At 66.4% G+C, this 21448-nt stretch carries 19 protein-coding genes; 14 read left to right on the top strand and 5 right to left on the bottom strand.

The features are described 5' to 3' along the window. Nucleotides 1-43 precede the first annotated feature (43 nt). Nucleotides 44-496 (bottom strand): hypothetical protein, encoded by a 453-nt coding sequence (locus AB0O89_RS01080; RefSeq protein ID WP_300590682.1) that lies wholly within the window; start codon nucleotides 494-496, stop codon nucleotides 44-46. A gap of 145 nt (nucleotides 497-641) precedes the next feature. Between AB0O89_RS01080 and AB0O89_RS01075 the strand changes: the two genes are divergently transcribed. From AB0O89_RS01075 to AB0O89_RS01060, 4 genes are all read left to right on the top strand, one after another. Beyond that, nucleotides 642-2576: an NHL repeat-containing protein gene (locus AB0O89_RS01075; RefSeq protein WP_363493437.1), complete on the top strand. Its 1935-nt coding sequence runs from the start codon at nucleotides 642-644 to the stop codon at nucleotides 2574-2576. Nucleotides 2577-2680: 104 nt separating this feature from the next. Then, entirely contained in the window at nucleotides 2681-3982 is a 1302-nt protein-coding gene (locus AB0O89_RS01070) for a trypsin-like peptidase domain-containing protein (RefSeq protein WP_363493435.1), read from the top strand. A 256-nt stretch (nucleotides 3983-4238) separates the two neighbouring features. Beyond that, complete coding sequence (locus tag AB0O89_RS01065) at nucleotides 4239-5891, top strand: MFS transporter (RefSeq protein ID WP_363493433.1); 1653 nt, start codon at nucleotides 4239-4241, stop codon at nucleotides 5889-5891. Further along, the gene (locus tag AB0O89_RS01060; RefSeq protein ID WP_363493431.1) at nucleotides 5888-6505 is read left to right on the top strand and encodes a GyrI-like domain-containing protein; all 618 of its coding nucleotides are present in this window, start codon (nucleotides 5888-5890) and stop codon (nucleotides 6503-6505) included. The genes AB0O89_RS01065 and AB0O89_RS01060 overlap by 4 nt, the downstream gene beginning before the upstream one ends. Before the next feature lie 40 nt (nucleotides 6506-6545). Here the strand turns inward: AB0O89_RS01060 and AB0O89_RS01055 are convergent, their stop codons facing one another. Beyond that, on the bottom strand, nucleotides 6546-7421 hold the full coding sequence (locus tag AB0O89_RS01055; RefSeq protein WP_363493429.1) for an SDR family oxidoreductase: 876 nt from the start codon (nucleotides 7419-7421) through the stop codon (nucleotides 6546-6548). A gap of 108 nt (nucleotides 7422-7529) precedes the next feature. Between AB0O89_RS01055 and AB0O89_RS01050 the strand changes: the two genes are divergently transcribed. Continuing rightward, the gene (locus tag AB0O89_RS01050; protein WP_363493427.1) at nucleotides 7530-7904 is read left to right on the top strand and encodes a helix-turn-helix domain-containing protein; all 375 of its coding nucleotides are present in this window, start codon (nucleotides 7530-7532) and stop codon (nucleotides 7902-7904) included. Here the strand turns inward: AB0O89_RS01050 and AB0O89_RS01045 are convergent. After that, nucleotides 7901-8578 (bottom strand): DUF4386 domain-containing protein, encoded by a 678-nt coding sequence (locus tag AB0O89_RS01045; protein WP_363493425.1) that lies wholly within the window; start codon nucleotides 8576-8578, stop codon nucleotides 7901-7903. The genes AB0O89_RS01050 and AB0O89_RS01045 overlap by 4 nt on opposite strands. Before the next feature lie 126 nt (nucleotides 8579-8704). Between AB0O89_RS01045 and AB0O89_RS01040 the strand changes: the two genes are divergently transcribed. The 9 genes from AB0O89_RS01040 to AB0O89_RS01000 all read left to right on the top strand — a co-directional run bounded on the left by AB0O89_RS01040 (nucleotide 8705) and on the right by AB0O89_RS01000 (nucleotide 18668). Then, nucleotides 8705-9451: a TetR/AcrR family transcriptional regulator C-terminal domain-containing protein gene (locus tag AB0O89_RS01040; RefSeq protein WP_363493423.1), complete on the top strand. Its 747-nt coding sequence runs from the start codon at nucleotides 8705-8707 to the stop codon at nucleotides 9449-9451. Nucleotides 9452-9630: 179 nt separating this feature from the next. Further along, entirely contained in the window at nucleotides 9631-10839 is a 1209-nt protein-coding gene (locus AB0O89_RS01035; RefSeq protein ID WP_363493421.1) for an ROK family protein, read from the top strand. Beyond that, nucleotides 10836-11801: a sugar ABC transporter permease gene (locus AB0O89_RS01030; RefSeq protein ID WP_292708273.1), complete on the top strand. Its 966-nt coding sequence runs from the start codon at nucleotides 10836-10838 to the stop codon at nucleotides 11799-11801. The genes AB0O89_RS01035 and AB0O89_RS01030 overlap by 4 nt, the downstream gene beginning before the upstream one ends. Beyond that, nucleotides 11794-12609 carry a carbohydrate ABC transporter permease gene (locus AB0O89_RS01025; protein ID WP_363493418.1) on the top strand — a complete coding sequence of 272 codons (816 nt, stop codon included), beginning with the start codon at nucleotides 11794-11796 and terminating at the stop codon, nucleotides 12607-12609. The genes AB0O89_RS01030 and AB0O89_RS01025 overlap by 8 nt, the downstream gene beginning before the upstream one ends. Before the next feature lie 50 nt (nucleotides 12610-12659). Next, nucleotides 12660-13907, top strand: coding sequence for a sugar ABC transporter substrate-binding protein (locus tag AB0O89_RS01020; protein ID WP_292708275.1), 1248 nt, complete (start codon nucleotides 12660-12662; stop codon nucleotides 13905-13907). A gap of 96 nt (nucleotides 13908-14003) precedes the next feature. Continuing rightward, nucleotides 14004-15173: a glycoside hydrolase family 15 protein gene (locus AB0O89_RS01015; protein ID WP_292708277.1), complete on the top strand. Its 1170-nt coding sequence runs from the start codon at nucleotides 14004-14006 to the stop codon at nucleotides 15171-15173. Next, nucleotides 15170-17404 (top strand): TIM-barrel domain-containing protein, encoded by a 2235-nt coding sequence (locus AB0O89_RS01010; protein ID WP_363493415.1) that lies wholly within the window; start codon nucleotides 15170-15172, stop codon nucleotides 17402-17404. The genes AB0O89_RS01015 and AB0O89_RS01010 overlap by 4 nt, the downstream gene beginning before the upstream one ends. 70 nt (nucleotides 17405-17474) lie before the next feature. After that, nucleotides 17475-18221, top strand: coding sequence for a CoA pyrophosphatase (locus AB0O89_RS01005; RefSeq protein ID WP_363493413.1), 747 nt, complete (start codon nucleotides 17475-17477; stop codon nucleotides 18219-18221). Between the two features lie 45 nt (nucleotides 18222-18266). After that, nucleotides 18267-18668: an MmcQ/YjbR family DNA-binding protein gene (locus AB0O89_RS01000; RefSeq protein ID WP_363493411.1), complete on the top strand. Its 402-nt coding sequence runs from the start codon at nucleotides 18267-18269 to the stop codon at nucleotides 18666-18668. A 13-nt stretch (nucleotides 18669-18681) separates the two neighbouring features. On the opposite strand, the gene AB0O89_RS00995 is transcribed toward AB0O89_RS01000, so the two are convergent. Beyond that, nucleotides 18682-19836 carry an SLC13 family permease gene (locus AB0O89_RS00995; protein ID WP_363493409.1) on the bottom strand — a complete coding sequence of 385 codons (1155 nt, stop codon included), beginning with the start codon at nucleotides 19834-19836 and terminating at the stop codon, nucleotides 18682-18684. A gap of 62 nt (nucleotides 19837-19898) precedes the next feature. Then, the gene (locus tag AB0O89_RS00990) at nucleotides 19899-21413 is read right to left on the bottom strand and encodes an SGNH/GDSL hydrolase family protein (protein WP_363493407.1); all 1515 of its coding nucleotides are present in this window, start codon (nucleotides 21411-21413) and stop codon (nucleotides 19899-19901) included. Between the last annotated feature and the right edge of the window lie 35 nt (nucleotides 21414-21448).

The raw sequence follows: 21448 nt of genomic DNA, 5'->3' as shown, positions 1-21448 counted from the left end.
CCGTAGTGCCCTCCTACCGCGGCGGCGCGCCGAAACGCGCGCGTCAGCCGGCGGCGCGGTGCACGAGATCGCGCAGGGTGGCTTCCACCTCGTCGGTCACCTCGACAACGGCGAAGGCCGTCGCCCACATCGCGCCGTCATCGAGCAGAGCATCCTCGTTGAATCCGATGCTGCCGTAGCGCGTGTCGAACTTCGACGCCGGCTGGTAGAACACGACGACCTTCCCGTCGCGTGCGTACGAGGGGAATCCGTACCAGGTCTTCGGGTCGAGGTGGGGAGCCTCATCCTGAACGATCCGGTGGAGCAGCTCGGCGACGGCCTTGTCTGTGCCCGTGAGTGCGGCGATGGCATCGACGCACGCCTGGGCTTCCTTCTTCTTTTTGGCCGAGCCCGTTCCGCCCGCCGCCTGCTCGCGCAGTTCCGCTGCGCGCTGCTTCATTGCGTCGCGTTCGGCGTCGCTGAAGCCATCCGCTGAGGTGTCACGCTTGTCGGCCATCGTGGTTCCCTTCTGGTGCCGGTGACACCGAACATACGGGGATCGGGCAGCCCCGCGCTTCTTGATTCCTGCTCGATCGGTGGCATAGCGCGCCCTGCTAGGGTTGCCGCGCACGCGGACCCGCAGACCCGACGAAGTGATTGTGATGCGACCGAGACTGGTTTCCCGCACCCTGGCGGCCGCCGCCGCCGCCGTGACAGCTTCCGCACTCACCCTCGCCGGATGCTGGGCGAGCGACGATTCCCCGTTCGGTGCGGCATCCTTCTCCGGAACAGTCGCCCCCGTCGTCGATGGCGCTTCGGCGTCCGGCTGGAGCGTCTCGGTGTGGCAGGCAGGCACCGAGGACGATCCGGCCGAGCGCATTGCGGCGACCGCGTCTGACAGTGATGGCAGCTTCTCGATCGACCTCCGCAGCATCGAGCGGGCGACATCGCTCGTGTACGTCGTGGCCTCCGCTCCCGGGGCCAGCGCATCGACCGACACGGCGACGTTCGCGGCGATCGTCTCCGCGGATGCCGAAACCGTGGTGCTCAACGAACGGACCACCGTGGCCACCGGGTATGCGCTCGCGCAGTTCGCGGGACACGCGGGTGTCACGGGGCCTGACCCGGGCCTTCCAAACGCTGCGCTCATGGCCGCGAACCTCGTGGATGCCGAAACCGGTGCCTACGGCGCGGTGCTCACCTCGTCGCCCAACGGCACCGAAACCACGGCCCTCGCGTCGTTCACGTCGCTGGCGAACACGCTGAGCGCGTGTGTGCTCGACACGGATGCCTGCACGACTCTGATCGACGCGGCTGGCGCGCGCGCCGACGAGCGACCGGTCGACACATTCCGGGCGTTCTCGGCGATCGCTCGTGACCCGAGTGCAGCGGCGTCGACTCTCTACGATCTGTCTCTGGTCGTCGCCGGCGACCGGCCGGGTCTGACCGAGGAGCCTTCGGCCTGGACCCTCGCGTTGCGCTTCGACGGCGATGGCCAGACCCTCGACGGTCCGGGAGCATTCGCGGTCGACCCCGATGGCAACGTGTGGGTCAACAACAACTACGAGTACAACAGCGATCCGCAGCAGCCCACCTGCGCCAGCGACCTCGTGCTGAAGTTCTCGCCCGACGGGCAGATGGTCGGAAAGTACCCCGGCGGTGGACTCAGCGGCTCTGGGTTCGGGATCGCCTTCGACCCATCGGGTCAGCTGTGGCTGAGCAACTTTGGTTTCGCAGGCGAAGGATGCGCTGAGCAGCCCCCGCACAACAGCCTGTCGCTGTTCACGATCGATGGGGAGCCGCTCTCGCCTGCCACAACCGGGTTCACGGCGGGCGATCTCGCGTGGCCGCAGGGAATGGATGTCACGGCATCCGGCGACGTGTGGACCGCGAACTGCCAAACCGGCACCGTGACGGTTTACCCACAGGGTGACCCCGAGCAGGCAAAGACGCTCGACCCGGGGCTTGAGCAGGCCTTCAGCGTCGTCGATACAGGCAGCCATGTCGTGGTGAGCGGCATCGCGAACAGTTCGGTCGCCGTGTTCAACTACGACGGCACGCTCGTCGGCGGTGCGCCGCTGACCGGTGACGCGTTCGTCCTCCCGATGGGGGTGGCAGCGGATGCCGATGGCAACGTCTGGGTTGCGAATTCCGGCTCGACGACACTGCCGTGCCCGGATCGCCCGATCTCGTCGGGTCCGACCGGCTCCGTGGCACTGATCTCTGCCGACGGCCAGACGGTGACAGGGCCGTTCGCGGGCGGCGGAGTGACCCGACCATGGGGTATCGCGACCGACGGCGATGGAAACGTGTGGGTCGCGAACTTCGCTGACCAGCGGGTGTCCGCCTTCTGCGGCACAGCGCCCGAGACCTGCCCGGGCACGCTATCGACGGGCGATGCGATCTCCCCCGACGACACCGGCTATGGCTTCGACGGGCTCGTTCGCAACACGGGACTGATCGTCGACCCGTCTGGGAACCTCTGGGTCGCGAATAACTGGGAAGAAGTCCCCCTGCAGACGAACCCCGGTGGCCACCAGATCGTCGGCTTCATCGGTCTCGCCGCCCCTGTCGAGGTCCCCGCCTTCACGCAGTGACCTGCATCCATCGGTGATCCCGGATCCATAGGTGATCCTGAACTGACTGCGGGCTCGCTCATGGACCGTTTCGGTGTGATGGTCCTCGAGAGCGAGGAGTCACCATGGACCACAGTGCAGCACCGGTAACCGATCCCCCTGTCAACGTCGAACCCGCCCCCTGGTACCGACGGCGCTCGGTGAAGAGCACGATGGCAGGGCTCACCGCGTGCACCGTCATGGTTGCAGCGGCGTTCGCTATCCCATACGCAGCGAGTGCCGCACCGAGGGGTCCGTCGGCATCAAGCGAGGCCGTTGTGGGGTATCCCGGAACGATGGGAGGAACCTCCAGCGCCACGCCGCGGTCCGGTTCGGGCAACGGATCGTCGACGTACGGATACAGTGCTGACGCTTACGGATCGTCGACGACGACGGTGGCTGACGCAACGGAGGCCACCGCGGACGAATCCACCGGGGTGGTACTCATCGATACGGTCCTCGGCTACTCGTCCGCGGCGGCGGCCGGAACCGGCATGGTGCTCACCAGCGACGGACTCGTGCTCACCAACAACCACGTCGTCGAGTCGTCGACCGAGATCACGGTCACGATCGCCAGCACCGGGGCGAGCTACACCGCGACGGTCGTCGGCACGGATGCCGAAGACGATGTCGCGCTGCTCCAACTCGAGGGCGCATCGGGCCTCGCGACGGTGACCCTCGACGATGACGAGGCCGAAGCCGTCGGAGACGAGGTCACCGCCGTCGGGAACGCGGAAGGCGGCGGCATCCTGATGGCCGCCGACGGCAAGATCACCGCGCTCGATGCGAGTGTGACCACGGCCGCCGAGGGAACCGTCGACAGCGAGACGCTCGAGGGGACGATCGAGATCGCCGCGGATGTCGTCTCGGGCGACTCGGGAGGCGCCGTGCTGGATGCCGAAGGAGAGGTGATCGGCATGACAACGGCGGCCTCGAGCCGTGGCGGGGTCGGATACGCAATCGACATCGACAATGCCCTTGCCATCGTGGACCAGATCCTTGCGGGAGATGAGTCAGACGGCGTTGCCCTCGGGTATCCCGCGTTCTTGGGTGTCGGAATCGCGCAAACGGCCTCCATGACGCAGGTCGCTGTTCCCGGCTCGCGCACGCGGCAGGGCGGGGGCGGATCGACCTGGTCCGAGACGTCCACAACGGCGGAGGACGGTGTCACGATCTCGGGTGTGTACGAAGGCACTCCAGCTCAACAGGCTGGACTGGCCGGGGGCGACACGATCACCGCGATCAACGGGGCAGCGGTCACCGACGTCGACTCCCTGAGTGCCATCCTCGAGGGATATGACCCCGGAGACTCCGTCACGGTCACGTGGACCGACACGTCGGGCGCCACGCAGTCCGCGACGGTCACTCTGATTGCCGGGCCGGTATAGACCGCGAAGACCACGGCGCGGCGGCACCATCCTTCCTCCCCCTGGTGCTGCCGCGTCGTGAACCCGTGATGCTTGCGCCAGACATCCGGCGGGTGTTATGTTTCTCGACCCACAACGACGTGCCCAGGGGTAACCGTCAGGTCCCCGGATCGAACGGCACGGCCCGAAACCGCTGTATCTCGGTAGGTCGGAACAGGTGCCCATCGATCGCCGGGCGCGCGTTGTCGGGGTGCGTCCGCTGTGCCAGGCTCGGATCGTGAGCACCAGCACCGATCTTCGCGTGACACCACCCACCCGCCGCGAATGGCTGGCCCTCGCGGTCCTGTCGACGGGGCTCGGCCTGATCGTGCTCGATGGCACGATCGTCGGCGTCGCGCTTCCGGTCATCATCGCCGACATCGGCCTGGACCTCACCGACGCGCAGTGGGTCAACAGCCTCTATGCGGTTCTGCTGGCAGCGCTCCTGCTCTCGACGGGCAAGCTCGCCGACAGGTGGGGACGCAAGCTCCTGTTCCAGGTGGGTCTCGTCGTCTTCGTCGGCGGCAGCATCCTGGCGGCGATGGCGGATGCTGCGGGCCCGTTGATCGCGGCGCGCGCTGTGCAAGCGATCGGCGCGGCGCTGATCATGCCCTCGACGCTGTCGACCGTGAACGCGGTGTTCCGCGGTAAGTACCGCGGCGCGGCCTTCGGCGTGTGGGGTGCAGTGATCTCGGGAGCTGCAGCCATCGGCCCGCTGGCCGGTGGCGCTCTCACCCAGTGGGCCTCGTGGCACTGGATCTTCCTCGTGAACATCCCCCTCGGTGCGGCAGTCTTCATTGCGGGGCTGCTGACGGTCCCCGAGACCAAGGGCGCGAAGGGTCGACCGGGAGCCGATGTCGACGGTGCGCTTCTGAGCGCCATCGGCTTCGGCGCACTGGTCTTCGCCGTGATCGAAGGGCCCCAGCTGGGCTGGTGGGCACCGACGGGCGAGTTCTCGATCTTCGGGTGGCAGTGGCCGGCGGACGCTCCGGTGTCGGTGGTCCCCATCGCGTTCGCCGTGGCGGTCGTGGCTCTCGTGCTGTTCGTGCTGTGGGAGCGTCACCGCGAGAAGGTACGACGGTCGGCGATCCTGGATCTGAACCTCTTCCGCCTGCCGACCTTCACCTGGGGCAACGTCACGGCAGCCATGGTCGCGGTGGGGGAGTTCGCGATCATCTTCGTCCTGCCTCTCTACCTCGTGAACGCGCTCGGGTTGGATGTCATGGGTGCGGGCCTGGTCCTTGCCGCCATGGCGCTCGGCGCCTTCTTCTCGGGCGCCTCGGCGCGTCACCTCGCGGCGCGTTTCGGCTCGCCCGGGACGGTGCTGATCGGACTCGCGCTCGAGGTAGCCGGCGTCGCTGTGCTGGCGCTGCTGATCACCGGTGACAGCTCGGGGTGGATTGTCGCGATCCCGCTGGTCGTTTACGGCCTGGGCCTGGGGCTGGCATCCGCACAATTGACCGGCACGGTGTTGCAGGATGTGCCGGTTGACGTCTCAGGTCAGGGATCTGCCACCCAGAGCACCGTGCGGCAGGTGGGGTCGGCCCTCGGAACCGCGTTCGCGGGAGCGGCGCTGGCGGTTGCCCTCGCGCTCACGCTGCCGGCCGCGTTGACGGATGCTGGCATTACCGGGCCGACCGCCACCCAGCTCGCCGACACCACACGGCAGTCCGCGGGGACGACGATCAGTCAGTTGCGCGTCGAGGGCGCGAGCAGCCCGCTCGGTGACCAGACCGCGGCGGCAGTGACGGCACTGTCGAACGGCTTCGCGGATGCCACCCGCTGGTCGCTGCTGGTGGCGACGGTGTTCCTCCTGCTCGGGTTCGTTGGGGCACTCGTGGTCCGCCGTGCTGCCGCGCGGTCGACCGCGGCCGTGGGGGAGAGCGCGTGAAGTACGACCTCAAGAAGGATCGGAAAGACCTCTACGCGCCCGGGAGGCAGGACTTCACGCGCGTGACGGTTCCGCCGATGACCTACCTCGCGATCGACGGTCACGGCGACCCCAACACGTCACCCGCGTACACGGATGCCGTGAGCGCCCTCTACGCGTCGGGGTATGCCATCAAGTTCGCCTTCCGGGGCCGCACGGGTGACGATGTCGTGGTCGGCCCGCTTGAGGGGCTGTGGTCAAGCGACGACCCGTCGAGCTTTGCGGACCGCCGCAAGGAGGCGTGGGACTGGACGATGCTGATCCCGTTGCCGCCGGCGGTGACGGATGCCGACATCCGTGCCGCACTCGAGACGGCAGCACGCAAGAAGCCGGAGCTTCCGATCGGCCGGGTGAGTGCGGTCACGATCGACGAGGGGCTGTCTCTCCAGATTCTTCACGTCGGCTCGTACGAGGCGGAAACCCCGACGCTGCATCGCCTTCACGCCGAACTCATGCCGGCGCAGCGTTTGACATTCAACGGGCCGCACCACGAGATCTACCTCAGTGATCCCCGTCGCGTCGCTCCCGAGAAGCTCAAGACGATTCTTCGTCAACCGGTGCGAGCGATCGAGTGACGACGCGGGTCCGGCGGGGGAGTGCCGGACCCGCGAGGCCTCACGCGGCCGGCTGCGCCTCGGCGACCGCCGTCCGAAGGCCCTCGACAAGCGGCGTCGTCGGCCGCCCGATCAGGCGAGCGAGCGTGTCATCGGTATCGGCGAGAACGCCGTCGGCGATCGCGAGGTCGATTCCCACAACGAACTGGGCGACATCGGCGGGAAGACCGAACTGCTCGAGCTGAGCCTGCTTGTCAGTAGCAGACTGCGAGACGTACGCAACATCCTTGCCGAGAATTTCGCTTGCCGCCGCCGCGAGCTCGTCGTATGTCCACGCCACGTCGCCGGCGAGCTCATAGACCTCACCGGCGTGTCCGTCCTCGGTGAGAACGACAGCGGCAGCCTCGGCGTAGTCGCGGCGGCTCGCGCTGGCAACGCGCCCTTCGCCAGCCGCTGCGGCAATGACGCCGGACGCGGCCGCTCCGAGGACGTCCTGCGTGTAGTTCTCGTGGTACCAGTTGTTGCGCAGGATGACGGCAGGAAGGCCCGCGGCAGCGATCGCCTCCTCCGTCGCGCGGTGCTCGGCGCCGAGTGCGTAGTCCGCGGATGTCACCTTCGGCGCACTCGTGTACACGAACTTCTCGACGCCGGCCTTCTTCGCCGCTTCGATGACGTTGAGGTGACCTGCGAGCCGGGATCCGACCTCGGAACCCGAGATCAGCAGGACGCGATCAACGCCCTGGAGGGCGGCATCGATCGTGGCGGGCTCGGCGTAGTTCAGCGGCGCGACGCGCACGCCGAGGTCGACCAGAGGAGCTGCCTTGTCGGGCGTGCGTACGCCGGCGACGATGTCGGATGCCGCAACGCCGCGCTCGAGGAGTGCGGTGACGACGTGGCCGCCGAGATGTCCGGAGGCGCCCGTAACGAGAATGGTCATGGTGAATCCTTTCGATCGTGACGCCGCTTCGGCGCTCGTGATCAGAAACCTGGATTCGAAATTGCGCATTCCTTGCCTACGGTACCCACTTTTTCGTAAGGTACCCACGTGTCAGTAAGTCTTGCGGAAATACGCGACGTTCGGGAGCAGGCTTTCTCTGCGGCCTGCCCCACTCGGGTCGTCCTCGACCACGTGATGTCGAAATGGGGCGTCCTCGTGCTGCTGACGCTTGGCGACGGCACAGCGCGGTGGGGAGAGCTGCGCCGCAGCATTGACGGCATCAGCGAGAAGATGCTCGCCACGACACTCAAGACCCTCGAAGGCGATGGCTTGGTGCAGCGCACCTCGTACCCCGAGGTTCCTCCGCGCGTCGAGTATTCGCTCACGGAGCTCGGGTGCGACCTGATGCTGCGCCTCGGCCCGCTCATGGACTGGGTTGCCGCGCACGCAGATGACATGGTCGACCGGGAAGTGTCTTCCTAGTCCAGTTGCGCGCGCTCGACGCTCGGACGGAATCCGACGAACAGCAGATAGCCCGCGAACCACAGCTCGAAGGCGAAGATCGGTGCCGCAGCAAGGCCGGCGAGCACGTTCGTCTGGTCGATGATCCCGAACAGCTGTGCAAGGTCGGAGACCAAGACGAGGGATGCGCCGACGGCACCGAGAACCGGGATTCCGCGCACGACGGCGCGTGAGCGCCACAGCAGCCACGACAGCACGAGGGTGTTCACGCCGATGACGAGTCCCTGTCCGACGAGGAATGATGCCGCGTGCATCCCCACCAGGCTGGCGACGATCGACGTGTCGGGAGAGGGTGCGATTGCGACGTCGGCTCCCGGGATGGAGCCGGAGAGGACGAAGACGAGCGTGAGCATGGGGAGGATGCCGGCGGCGATGATCGAGCCTTCGAGCGTGCGCAGGCCGGCGAAGGTGTAGGCAGCTGCCGGTCCGGAACGGCGCAGGGCAGCCAGCAGCACGGTGCCATTCGCGACGCACGCGATCGCAAGAATCAGCTCGAGGGTGATCCCGGTGCGCAGCAGCCCAGCGGATGACTGGCCAATGCCCTCGGCGTAGGCAAATGCTGCGGCGACGGAGGTGACATGGGTCACGAGGTAGAGGGAGCCGGCCCAGAGGGCGAGGGCGCGGATTCGAGGCATTGTGATCTCATTTCTGCGAGCTGGTATACGCGGTATACCGCGCTGTCGACGACTGTAGGTGTACGCTGTATACATGTCAAGTTCCTCGCGAATCCGCAGTGAATCTTCGCGACCGCGGGGGGCATCGTGACAGCGGCGAGTTCCCGTGGCGCGCTCACGACGCAGAGTGTGACGGCGGCTGCTGTCGAGCTGGCAGACGACGTAGGGCTCGAGGCGATGACAATGCGGCGCCTCGCACAGGCGCTTGAGGTGACACCGATGGCGCTCTACAAGCACGTCGACAATCGCGAGAAGCTGATCGACCTCATGTTCGATCGGCTCGTCATCCAGATGGCGCCCGAGCTTGCAGAGCCTGACCCGTCTTCCGCTCTGTCCGGTGTGAGCGACGCCGGTTCGAGCGCAGATTGGCGCGACGTGCTGCGTGAGCAGATTCTTGCTGCGCGGGCGACGATGATGTCCCATCCGTGGTCGTTCGAGGCGATTCAGACACGCACCCTCGCCTCCCCGGTTGTGCTCGCGTACATGGACCGGCTCATGGGGATCATGTTCCGTGGGGGCCTGTCGGCGGATCTCGTCCATCACGCCATGCACACGCTCAGCACCCGCATGTGGGGGTTCACGCACGACGTGCTTCCGACGCCCTCGGCATCCGAGGCTGCGGCGGAATCGGGAGGCGAGCTCGTGTCCGAGGATGCCGCGCTGGCGTCTTTCGCGGCATCGTTTCCCCACATCGTGCGCATGGCGATGACAGCACCGGGCGCGGCAGGGCAGTGCGATGCGGATGCCGAGTTCGGCTTCGCCCTCGACATCCTGATCGATGCATTCGAGCAGCGCCGACTCTCCGGGTGGAGCTCGACCAGCGCGCATTCCTAAGGGGTGCGTTCGGGCCTTCGGAGGCGGGACGGTTGCTCGGGCGTCGCCCGAGACGTCGATCCTCGCGCGCTATTGTGCGGCGACTGTCTGACCAGTTGACAGTCGAGTGTGATTACTTCTATGGTTAATTCACGACTTAACAAAGTTGTGACGGAACTGGGTGATCACAAGGGAGTGACGTGGCGAAGGTCAATCGATCCACGGCGGATGTCAACCGGACGGCGATCCTTGCGCATCTCGGCGGCCAGGGCCCCGCATCCCGTGCCGAGCTTGCCCGGGCACTCGACGTGTCTCCGGCCCTTGTTACCCAGCTCACGCGAGACCTCCTGACCGAGGGCCTGGTCGAAGAGCTGGAAGTCGCCAGTAGCGGTGGACGCCCCGCACGTCGACTCGGCATCGTGGCCCGTGGGCTGACGGCCCTCGGCGTCAAGGTCGCGCCAGACCACGTCGCGATCGTCGAGGTGGGAATCGATGGTGTCGTCGCTCGCTCTGAAACTGCCGAATTCGATGCGGTGTCTCCGGTCGCGACATCCACGCTCATCGACCTGATCCGTGCCTTCATCGCGAACGGCAGCGCCGCCTCGATCCTCGGCATCGGCGTGGGTCTGCCTGGAACGGTTGCCGAGCAGGGAGTCGGCATTGTGGACTCGACCCAGTTGGGATGGCACCAGGTGCCCCTCGGAGACCTGTTGCGGCGCGGTTTGGAACTGCCCGTTGTCGTCGAGAACAACGTCAACGCCCTGTGTGTGGCTGAGCACCTCTTCGGCCAAGGTCGCGGATCAGACAACGTGCTCGTCGTCACCGTCGGAAACGGTGTCGGTGCGGGAATCATCGCCGACGGCGCCATCGTGCGCGGCAGAGCAGGCGGCGCGGGCGATCTCGGCCACATGCCCGTTCGCGAGGACGGCCCGCTCTGTCAGTGCGGGAATCGCGGATGCCTCGAGGCGATCGTCGGTCAGGGCGCATTGGTCAATGACGCTCGTTCGATCCGGCTACTGGGGGCGCACGAGGGAATCGATGAGCTGCGCGCGCTTGCCGATTCCGGCAATCCTGACGCCCGAGAGATCTTCGCGCACGCGGGTCACACCTTCGGCCGCGCTCTCGCCGGTGCGGTGAACCTCTTTGATCCGGATGTGGTCGTGCTGTCCGGTGAGGGAGTTGAGGCGTGGCACTACTGGTCAGATTCGTTCGAGAAGGCGCTGCGCGGAGCGCTCGTTCCAGGCAAGCGCGGCACTCCCGTCGCCGTGGAGCGGTGGCTGGATGACCGGTGGGCACAGGGTGCTGCCGCGCTCGTCCTCGCGACGCCGTTTGACGCGCACGGCGTCTCGGGTGAGCAGGGCCGTCTCGTTCGCGAACGTTTCGTCACGTCCCTCGAGGTGAATCGGTGACGACTGTTCCGTTGCGCTCGGCGTCGACGGATGCCGCCGACGCTCTGCGCGTGCGGGGCGGTGGGACGCAGAGGCGAACCCCACCGCGTGGGAAGCGGGCGAAGTACACCCTGACGGTGCTCGTATTCCTGCTGCCGAGCCTCATCCCGCTGCTGGCCTTCGTCTTCGGCCCCATGATCTCCGCCGGGTGGACAAGTCTTCACTCCTGGAACCTCATCGGTCCGATGGAGTGGGTGGGCCTCGACAACTATGCCGACCTGCTCACCGACCCCGCCACCGGCGCAGCGTTCTTGCACACCCTGTACTACATCGTCGGTTACCTGCCGCTGGTCTACGTCGGCGGCCTTGCCCTCGCGCTCGCTCTCAACAGCAAGCTCAAGGGCCGCTCTCTGCTGCGCGGTGTGTACTTTCTGCCGGTCATCACCAGCTGGGTCGTGGTCGCGCTCGTGTGGCGGTGGCTGCTGAACCCCAGCACGGGTGTGGTCAATACCGTGCTTGCCTGGTTCGGCATCGACGGGCCTGGATGGTGGGCAGACCCCGCCTGGGCGATGCCCTCGATCATCCTCGCATCGGCGTGGAAGGATCTCGGGTTCGTCATGGTGATCCTGCTGGCGGGACTTCAATCGATCAACGCCGACCTCTACGAGGCTGCTGAGCTCGACGGAGCGAATTGGTGGCAGCGACTGGTTCACGTGACGATGCCGATGCTCTCGCCATCCACCTTCTTCGTCATCGTGCTCTCGCTGATCAACGGCTTTCAGGTTTTCGATCAGGTCTATGTCATGACCGCTGGCGGCCCCAACAACGCCACACAAGTCGTCGTGCTCGAGGTGTACGACCTGACATTCCGCTACGGACAGGCGGGGATGGCATCCGCCCTTTCGTGGCTTCTGTTCATCGTGATCCTCGTGGTCACCCTCATCCAGTTCTACGGACAGCGGAAGTGGGTGAACTATGACTAAGACGATCCGCACGACGTCCATCTACGTGTTGCTCATCGCGGGTGGGCTGGTCATGCTCTTCCCGTTCCTATGGACAGTCGTGACCTCGATCACTCCTGGTGCGAGCCTCACGGTGACTCCGCAGCTCATCCCCGAGAACCCGTCGTTCGAGCCCTACTTCCAGCTGTTCAGCTCCGTTCCGTTCGCCCGCGTGATCGTCAACTCGATCCTCATCGCGGTCGTGAGCACGCTCCTGCAGCTGGTGACCAGTTCCATGGCGGCGTACGTGTTCGCCCGGATGCCGTTCCCCGGCCGAAACCTCGTCTTCTTGCTGTACCTGGCGACCATGATGATCCCGTTCCAGGTGCTCATCGTGCCGCTGTTCGCGGAGATGCGCACGCTTGGACTGATCAACACGTATCTCGGGGCGATCCTCCCGACGATCGCGTCAGCCTTCGGGGTGTTCCTCTTGCGCCAGGCGATGAGCACGGTGCCCTACGACCTCGACCAGGCTGCGACCCTCGACGGTGCTGGCCACTTCCGCATCTTCTTCCAGATCATGCTGCCCCTCATCCGACCGGCCCTCGCGACCCTCGCGGTGTTCGCTTTCCTGAACACCTGGAACAGCTTCCTGTGGCCGCTCATCATCCTGCGCGACCCCCTGCTGCAGACCCTGCCCGTCGCGCTGTCCAGCCTCCAGGGTCAGTACTCCACGCAGTGGGACGTGCTCATGGCGGGATCCGTCATCAGCATCATCCCGATGTTCGCTCTCTACGTCTTCGCCCAGAAATACATCGTTCAGGGCGTTGCCGGGACCGGCCTGAAATAGGCCACCCGAACCCCTCACCATCCATCCGAATCGAAGGAGATCCCGATCACATGAAAAAGACACTCGTAGCGACGACGGCGATGGCAGCCGTCGGTGCACTCGCGCTGGCAGGATGCTCGGCATCCGGCGACGGCGGAACCGACAGCGGTCCCGTCACCATCACCTACTCGAACTTCATCTCCAACGGCGGGAACGAAGAGAACCTTCAGACGATCGTCGACGCGTTCGAGGCCGAGAACCCCGACATCACCGTCGAGGTCACGACTGCTCCGTATTCGGACTACTTCACGCAGCTGCAGACTGACCTCGCTGCTGGTACGCAGGCCGACGTGTTCGACGTCGATGCAGGGAGCTTCCCGAACATCCAGGCCAGCGGGGCGCTGGCAGAACTGACGGATGTCGACGCATCGGCATACCGGACCTCTGTGCTCGAGACCTACGCCGTTGATGGGGCGCAGTACGGGCTTCCCACGTCGTTCTCGGATGTCGTGCTGTTCTACAACAAGGATCTGTTCGACGCTGCGGGCCTCGAGTATCCCACTGCCGACTGGACCTGGGACGACGAGATGGCCGCGGCCGAGGCCCTCACCGACACCGCCGCCGGTGTCTGGGGTGACTACCAGCCGATCAGCTACTACGAGTACTACAAGACCGTGCAGCAGGCCGGTGGTGACTTCCTCAACGCCGACAACAGCGCTGCCGCGTTCGACTCGGAGGCTGGTCTGCGCGCGGCGAACTGGCTCGCCGGGAAGTCCGGAACGGTGATGCCGACCGCTGAGGACGGAGCCGGCACCCCCGACTTCGACTCCAACCTGTTCAAGGACGGCAAGCTGGCCATGTGGCACACCGGGATCTGGATGATCAGCCTCGTCGGTGACCTTCCCTTCGCTTGGGACATCGCCGTCGAGCCGGGTGACGTGCAGAAGGCCAGCGCGGTGTTCTCGAACGCCGCTGTGGTCTCGGCGAACTCGGAGCACAAGGAGGCCGCTCAGAAGTGGGCGGAATTCCTCACCTCGTCGCAGACGATGGTCGATGTTCGCCTGAGCAGCGGGTGGGAACTGCCCGCAATCAGCGATGACGCCCTCCTGGCGCCGTACCTCGAGCTCACCCCGCCCGAGAACCGTGCAGCGGTCTTCGAGGCGCTCGAGAACATCGCAGTGGCACCGCAGCTCGGTACGAATGCGACCGAGATCCAGGATGACGTCACCAACACCCTCGGCGAGATCGCCGCTGGACGCGCGTCGGCCGACGATGCCATTCCTGCGCTTGCCGATCAGGTGACCGGCCTCCTCGAGTAGCAGCCACACCACGCGGTGCCGCGCCTGGTTGCCTTGACCAGGTGCGGCACCCGTGTCCGGCGCACGACCTGCCCCGTTCACAGATAGAAGGATCCCGTGGCCAATACGCCAAGCCGTCCCGACTCGTTCGCTGCTCTTGCTGAGCACAGCATCCGCCTCATCACGAGCCTGCAGACCCCCGAAGGGGCGTATCCTGCGAGCCCCACGTTTTCGGCGTATGTCGGATACAGCTGGCTGCGCGATGGTTCCTTCATCGCCGATGCCGCATCGGTGTCGGGAGCGGCGCAGTCGGCAACAGCATTCTTCGAATGGTGTGCGAGCACGCTCGAGAGGCGCCGCCACGCGATTCAGGGGATCGTCGCGCAGGCTGCCGAGGGCCGCCCTGTGCCCGCGACACACATGCTTCCGGCACGGTTCACGTTCAGCGGCGACGACGGTTCCGACGAGTGGTGGGACTTCCAGCTCGACGGCTATGGCACCTGGGTCTGGGCGCTGACGGCTCATCTTGCCCGCCACGGGCTGCCCGGCGACCGGTTCGTCGGCGCCGTTGAGCTCACTGTCGACTATCTCGTCGCCTCCTGGCAGCGGCCCTGTTACGACTGGTGGGAGGAGCACTCTCAGCACGTACACATTTCGACCCTCGCGTGCGTGCAGGCGGGATTGCGAGCAGCATCCGACGCCGATCTCATCTCGGGCGACCGCCGGGTTGCTGCTGACGCCGCGGCCCGCGCGATCGCGGAGTTCATAGCGGAGCGTGGAGTATCGGACGGCCACCTCGTGAAGTGGGTGGGATCGAGTGCCGTCGATGGCAGCCTCGCCGCGGCGCTCGCGCCCCTGGGCGTGATCGATGCGCGCTCGGCCGTGGGGCGGCGCACGATCGAGGTACTCGAATCTCATCTCACCGTCGATGGCGGAGTGCACCGCTACCTCGGCGACACCTTCTTCGGTGGCGGGCAATGGCCCCTGCTCAGCTGCTTCCTCGGTCTCGCCCATCTCGCCGCGGGCGATCGCGGCCGTGCGCTGGAGCTGCTCGCATGGGCCGCCCACACTGCGACCGCGGCTGGAGACCTGCCCGAGCAAGTGGGGGGTCACCTGATCGCTCCCGGAATGCGTCAGGAATGGATCGACCGCTGGGGCCCGGTTGCCACCCCCCTGCTGTGGAGCCATGCGATGTTCCTTCGACTGGGTATCGAACTCGGCGCCATTGACCCGACACCGCTCGCGCTCGTCGCACAGAACTCCAACGCTCAGGAAGGCTCACGATGATCCGTCACCGCCCGAAAGGCTCGGGGCACCCGTACGCTGTCGACACTGAGCAGCGGTCTCCGATCGTCCCGCTCGTGGGTTCGACAGCGACGCTCGGCGTCAGAACGGATGCCGCGGCCATGTCCGTCACCTGCGTTCTGGAGTGGCACGGCGACGATGGCACGGTCGAGACCGCCGAACTGCCGCTCGAGCGGGTCCAGCGAGCCTCGCGCGGACGTGTTGAAGATGGCGGTCATCTCGCCTCAGCTGCCGCACGCCTCGCGCGCTCGGCGGGTGGATGGCAGGTGACGACGCCCGCTCTGCGCAGTGGTGGGTCATACCGGTACCGCTTTTCAGCAATCCGGGAGAACGGAGCGAACGAGCAGACCCGGTGGTTCTCATTCCGCGCAGCGCAGTGGCAATCGCGTCCCGAGGCTGTGGCGGTCAACGGATTGTCAACAGTCGTTCCCGGAAGTATCGAGGTGCTCCACGACGGAGACCGGGCGTGGCGCGTGCGCTTCGCGTTGCCGTTGCGGGTGGGCGAGCGCGTCGTCGGCTTCGGGGAGCGATACGACGCTCTCGACCAGACCGGCACCCGGCTGGACTCTGTGGTCTTCGAGCAGTACAAGTCGCAGGGCGCCGAACGCAAGACGTACATGCCGATGCCTTTCGCGCATGTCGTCGGTGACTCGGGCTGGGGATTCCACGTCGACACGTCGCGGCGCGTGTGGTTCGACGTCGGCGCTTCCGCGGCTGACCGCATCCTTGTCGAGGCCGAGACAGGGCCCGACGGGACCGTGCCGCTTCGCCTGTTCGCCGGCACGCCCGTCGAGGTGCTGCACGGGTTCCTCGACGGTGTCGGACGAGCGACGGAGTTGCCGTCGTGGGTGTTCCGCCTGTGGGCCAGTGGCAACGAGTGGAACACGCAAGCCGAGGTCATGCGGCAGATGGATCTGCACCGCGAGCACGACATCCCGGTCGGATCGGTCGTGATCGAGGCGTGGAGCGATGAGTCGACGTTCACCGCGTTCCGCGATTCCCAATACGAACCCACCGCTGATGGTGCGCCTCACCGACTCTCGGATTTCACCTTCCCGGCTGAGGGGGCGTGGCCAGATCCGAAAGGCATGGTCGACGAACTTCACCGTCGCGACGTCACGGTTCACCTGTGGCAGATTCCGCTGATCAAGATGCGTCCGCATCCGGTCGGGCAGGCGGCAGCCGATGCCCGCGCCGCGATCGCAGAGAACGTGCTCATCCGGGAGCCTGACCCGCGTGGCGGACTGCGACCGTATCGCAACCGGGGATGGTGGTTCCCGCTCGGCCTCATGCCGGATCTCACCGACGAGCGGGCGGCGCGCTGGTGGACCGATAAGCGCCGTTACCTCGTCGAGGATGTCGGCATCGACGGGTTCAAGACCGACGGCGGCGAACACGCGTGGGGGAGTGAACTCGTTTACCTCGACGGGCGAACCGGCGACGAGAAGAACAACACCTTCCCGGTCGCTTACGCCGCGTCGTACGGCGAACTGCTGCGGTCGGCCGGGAAGGCGCCGGTGACATTCAGCCGTGCCGGATTCTCGGGGTCGCAGGCGCACGGCGCGTTCTGGGCCGGTGACGAGAACAGCACCTGGGAGGCGTTCCGCTGGTCGATGAACGCCGGACTGTCTGCGGCATCCAGCGGCATCGTCTACTGGGGGTGGGATATTGCCGGGTTCTCGGGCGATGTCCCGGATGCCGAGCTGTATATCCGGGCGATGAATGCGTCGGTGTTCGTGCCGATCATGCAGTACCACTCTGAGTTCAACCACCACCGTCTCCCCTCGCGTGACCGTACCCCGTGGAACGTCGCAGAGCGGTCCGGTGACGAACGGGTCATCCCGCTGACACGGCGCTTCGTCAAGCTTCGGGAAGCCATCGTTCCGTACCTCGCGGAGGCCGCTCGCCAGACGATTGCGACAGACCGTCCACTCATGCGACCGCTGTTCTTCGACTGGCCAACTGACGAGCGAGTGTGGACGGGAACGCAATGGATGCTGGGATCTGACCTCTTGGTCGCTCCCGTGCTGGAGCCGGGCGTCGAGTCGTGGTCGGTTTACCTGCCCGACGAGGAATGGGTCGACGTCTGGACGGGGGAGCGTTTCGCTGGCGGAACACGTATCTCCGTTCCCGCGCCGATCGATCGCATTCCGGTGTTTGCGCGGTCGGCAGCTGCGACTGGCCTTGTGGAGGCGTTTCGCGATAGTCGGTAGCCGCCATCTGCCCGTCAACGAAAGGATGCCAACCGATGCCGGTCGGGCCCGCCCGTCGTAGCCTGGACGGATGACAGGCGACTCCGGTGACGTGGCGACATCCGCTGACCGTCACGGCGCCCGTCGGCAGCTGCTCGATCTTGTGTCGACAGATCCGGCGGTCGGACCGCGTGACAGTCTGGCGGCGCTCCTCGGTTTCCCGAAGGACCCCGACGCACGGCGGGCTGCGGTCCTCATCCTGTTCGGTGTGCTGGATGACGCCCCGAGCGCTCATCGCGCGAGTGCTGCGGCCGTCTCTCGGGACCTCGATGTGCTTCTGCTGGCCCGGGCGACAACGCTCCGTTCGCACGCGGGACAGGTCGCCTTTCCCGGGGGCAGGCTCGAGCCCGATGATGCCGGTCCCGTCGCCGCCGCTCTGCGCGAGGCTCAGGAAGAGACCGGCGTAGACCCGGACGGTGTCGATGTGCTGGGCACCCTCGCTGAGGTGCCGTTGCCGTACTCGTCGCATCGCGTTACGCCGGTCCTCGCGTGGTGGCGTGAGCCGTCGCCCGTGCGAGCTGTCGATGTGGGCGAGTCATCGGCGGTCTTCCGGGCGCCGGTTGCGGACCTGCTCAACCCTGCGAACCGCGGCTGCACCGTCATCGATCGAGGCCCACGCACCCACCGTGCTCCCGCGTTCCAGGTGAGCACCGCGACGGGAGAGCACCTGGTCTGGGGCTTCACCGCGATGCTCTTGGACGGCCTGTTCGATCGCCTGGGATGGACAGAGCCCTGGGATCAGATGCGTGAGCTCGCGATCCCGAACCTGTTGCCGTAGACGAGACGGATGCGGCGGTCGTTCCTGGCTGGGAGGATGTCGGGCGTGGCGCATCCGATCATGTTCGACGAGGCAGACCCCTACCTCCGGCGCGTTCGGGCGATTGCGCTCGGATTTCCTGGCTCCGACGAGAAGGTGTCGCACGGCCGGCCGCACTTCTTCACCAAGCGCACGTTCTGTATCTTCGGCGGATCGCAGCGCATCGACGGGGAGTGGGTTGGGCACGATGCCGCGGTTCTCATCAAGCCGGACCCGGTGGACGAGCCGGCCCTTCGGCAGGATCCACGGTTCTGGGTTCCGGCATACCTGGGCCCGTCGGGGTGGTTGGGGCTTGACCTCGACGCCGACGTCGACTGGCTCGAGATCGCAGAGCTCATCGATGCGTCGTATCGGGTTACGGCGCCTGTGACGTTGATCCGTCGATTGGATGCAGGCAACGAGGGGTGACGTCCTGATCCACTCAGCGCACGAGAGGGATGACAGCTGCCAGCGAGACGACCGGCGCAGCGAGCAGGCCCATGAGCACGAATCGGGTCCAGCTGACCTCGACGCCATCTGCTCGCAGCCGCTGATGCCACAGCAGGGTAGCGAGCGATGCCCACGGCGTGATGAGTGAACCCGCGTTGACGCCGATCAGCAGAGCCGCGAGACGCTCGGGGGAGCCGGCTACCGGTTCGACGAGCAGATAGGCCGGCAGGTTGTTGATGAGGTTGGCCGAAACGAGTCCGGTTCCGGTGAGGCGCCACAGCGATAGAAGGTCGGTGCCGGAGCCCGCGATCGAGCCGATCAGGGCGCCGGATCCGAGCGTCTCGAGAATGCCGACAGCGAAGAAGAGCCCGGCCGCGAAGACCACGAGCGAGAAGGGGACGAGCCGCCACCTCACAGCCCGCGGATGCCGCCAGGCGAAGACGCCGAGCAGAACAAGCGCTGCCGCGGACGCAGGGATCCAGGGAGGTATCCCTGACACGAGAAGAGGCAAGAGCACCACGACGACGATCGCTGCGATGCGAAGCAGCACCGGGTCGGCCGCTTCGGGCGCCGAGACCGCCGGGTAGGAACCGCGCAGACGTCGATGGAAGAACAGCACCAGCACGCCGACCGTCGCCACGATAGCGATCCCGGCCGACGGGCCGAGGAGGGCGATGAATTCCCACGGACTGAGGTGCAGCAGGTCGGCAGCGAGCAGGTTGGTGAGGTTCGAGACCGGCAGCACGAGGGAAGCCGTGTTCGCGAGCCAGACGGTTGCGAACACGAACGGGAGCGGGTCGAGGCGCCGTGCCCGCACGACCGCAACGATGACCGGGGTGAGAAGCACCGCGGTGGTGTCGAGAGATAGGAACGCGGTGGCGGCGACGGCGAGGATGACGACCATCGCCCACAGTGCAGCAGTTCGTCCCTTGCCGAGGCGTGACAGCCGGTGTGCTGCGGCGTCGAAGACGCCGGCCGCCGCCGCGAGCTCGGCAACGATCGTCACGGCGACGACGAACAGGAGGATGGGCCACACCCGTTCCGCGACGACCAGCGCGTCGTCGGGGCGGGCAAGGCCTGTCGCGATCGCCGTGGCTGCTGCCAGGAGCAGCACGAGGCCAACGATCGCCAGTTTCACGGCATCCATCCTCTCCTGCCCGGGGAGGTGTGGGCGTCACCCGTCCGCGCGGGAGGGACGGGATGACGAGGTCAGCGCCGCGTGCTCGTGACGCGACCGCGACGCAGCATCAGTGCCACACCGCCGGCGACGAGCGTCGTGCCGATCAGGGCTACGAGACCCAGCAGTTGCAGGGCACCCGTGCGCATTCCGCCTTCGGCGAGAACTGACGCTCCGCTGCCGCTCGATGAGCCCGATGCCGTGATCGTGATCGGTGTCGAGAACGAGCGTCCCGAGGTGAGACCTGTCGCGACGAGAGTGTGGGCGCCGGGGGTTGTACTCGCCGGAATCGTCAGGGTCGTCGAGAAGGTGCCAGATCCGGTAGCCGGGATCGACGCGAGAACCACCGGCGTCGAGTGCAGCTCGATCTGAACTGTCTCGTTTGGCGCGAAGCCGCCGCCCGAGAGGGTGACTTGGCCTCCCTGGCTGACATCGCTCGCACTGGCTGTCACCGCCATAGTGGTGGAGATAGCCTGCTGCACGATGTTGGCGACCTCAAGCACGCCGCCTTCGTCGGGGTGCAGCGCACCGAGCTTCACGCACACGTAGGCTTCCGAGTCGGCCGGCAAGTAGCCGGGGTCGCAGGTCGAGCCGCTGTTGATGTAGAGCGTGATGCCGTTGATCCACGGGTCGGAGGTGCACAGGGTGTTACCCGCCGTCTGGTCCCAGGTGGAGACGAAGGTGAAGTCGGCGGCGGTCGCGGCAGACTCGATGGCACCGTCGAGCTGCTGTTCGATATCGTGCAGGAACTGCAGGTCGACGCCGTTGTAGGGGACCGCATCGGGGGTGGTCGGTGCGGTGAAGCAGGCATCCGTCGCGCCGTTGGGCGCTACCTGCGGGTAGGCCACAACGAACACCTGCGCGTTGGGCGCAGCGGCGCGAATCTCGGCGAAGCTCTCGGCGAGGCGGGGAGCAACCGAGTCGGCGATGCGGCCGGCCAGGTAGGCGGAGGGGTAGTTGACCGGGTCGTCGAAGTAGTCCTTGCAGTTATCGAACGCACCTACCTTGTACTCGAGGTATGCGGGGTCGCTGTCGACGCTCAGGCGCATGCACGCTGTCGCGATCGACGAGAAGCCAAGATCGTTGCCGCCGATTCCAACGGTGACGACGTCAGTGTCGGCACTGAGACCGGCGGACTGCAGTTGGGGTGCCGTCATCCCCGACAGAGTCACCTGGAGCGTGGAGATGTCGGGGAGCGTCGGCAGGATGACGTTGGTGGCGGTCGCGGGCACGGTGGCCGACCCGTAGCCGATGTTTGCCGTGATCGCACCGGAGCACGTTTGGTCGTTGACCGTCAGGCCGAATGCCGCGGCAAGGATGTGCGGATAGTTGCCGTCAGCCTGGTAGCAGCCGTTCGGGTCACCAGCGAACGGGCTTGTGCTGCTGTAGGGCGTGAGGCCGAATCCCGCTTGGTACGAATCGCCGAGCGACACGTAGTCGAGGCCATCGAGCGGGCCAGAGCCGCCGTTGGCAGTCGCGGGCGCTCCGGTGAAGAGCATGAGAACCAGACCGGTCGTCGCAGCAACAGCCGCCATCAGCTTTCGCACGGCATCACATTAGCGGGACCGACGCGGTGCGCGCA

It is taken from the genome of Microbacterium sp. NPDC076895, from assembly GCF_040687115.1.
Classification (GTDB): Bacteria; Actinomycetota; Actinomycetes; order Actinomycetales; family Microbacteriaceae; genus Microbacterium.
Note: the sequence above shows the minus strand (reverse complement) of the source record. Positions and strands in the feature narration are given on the sequence as shown.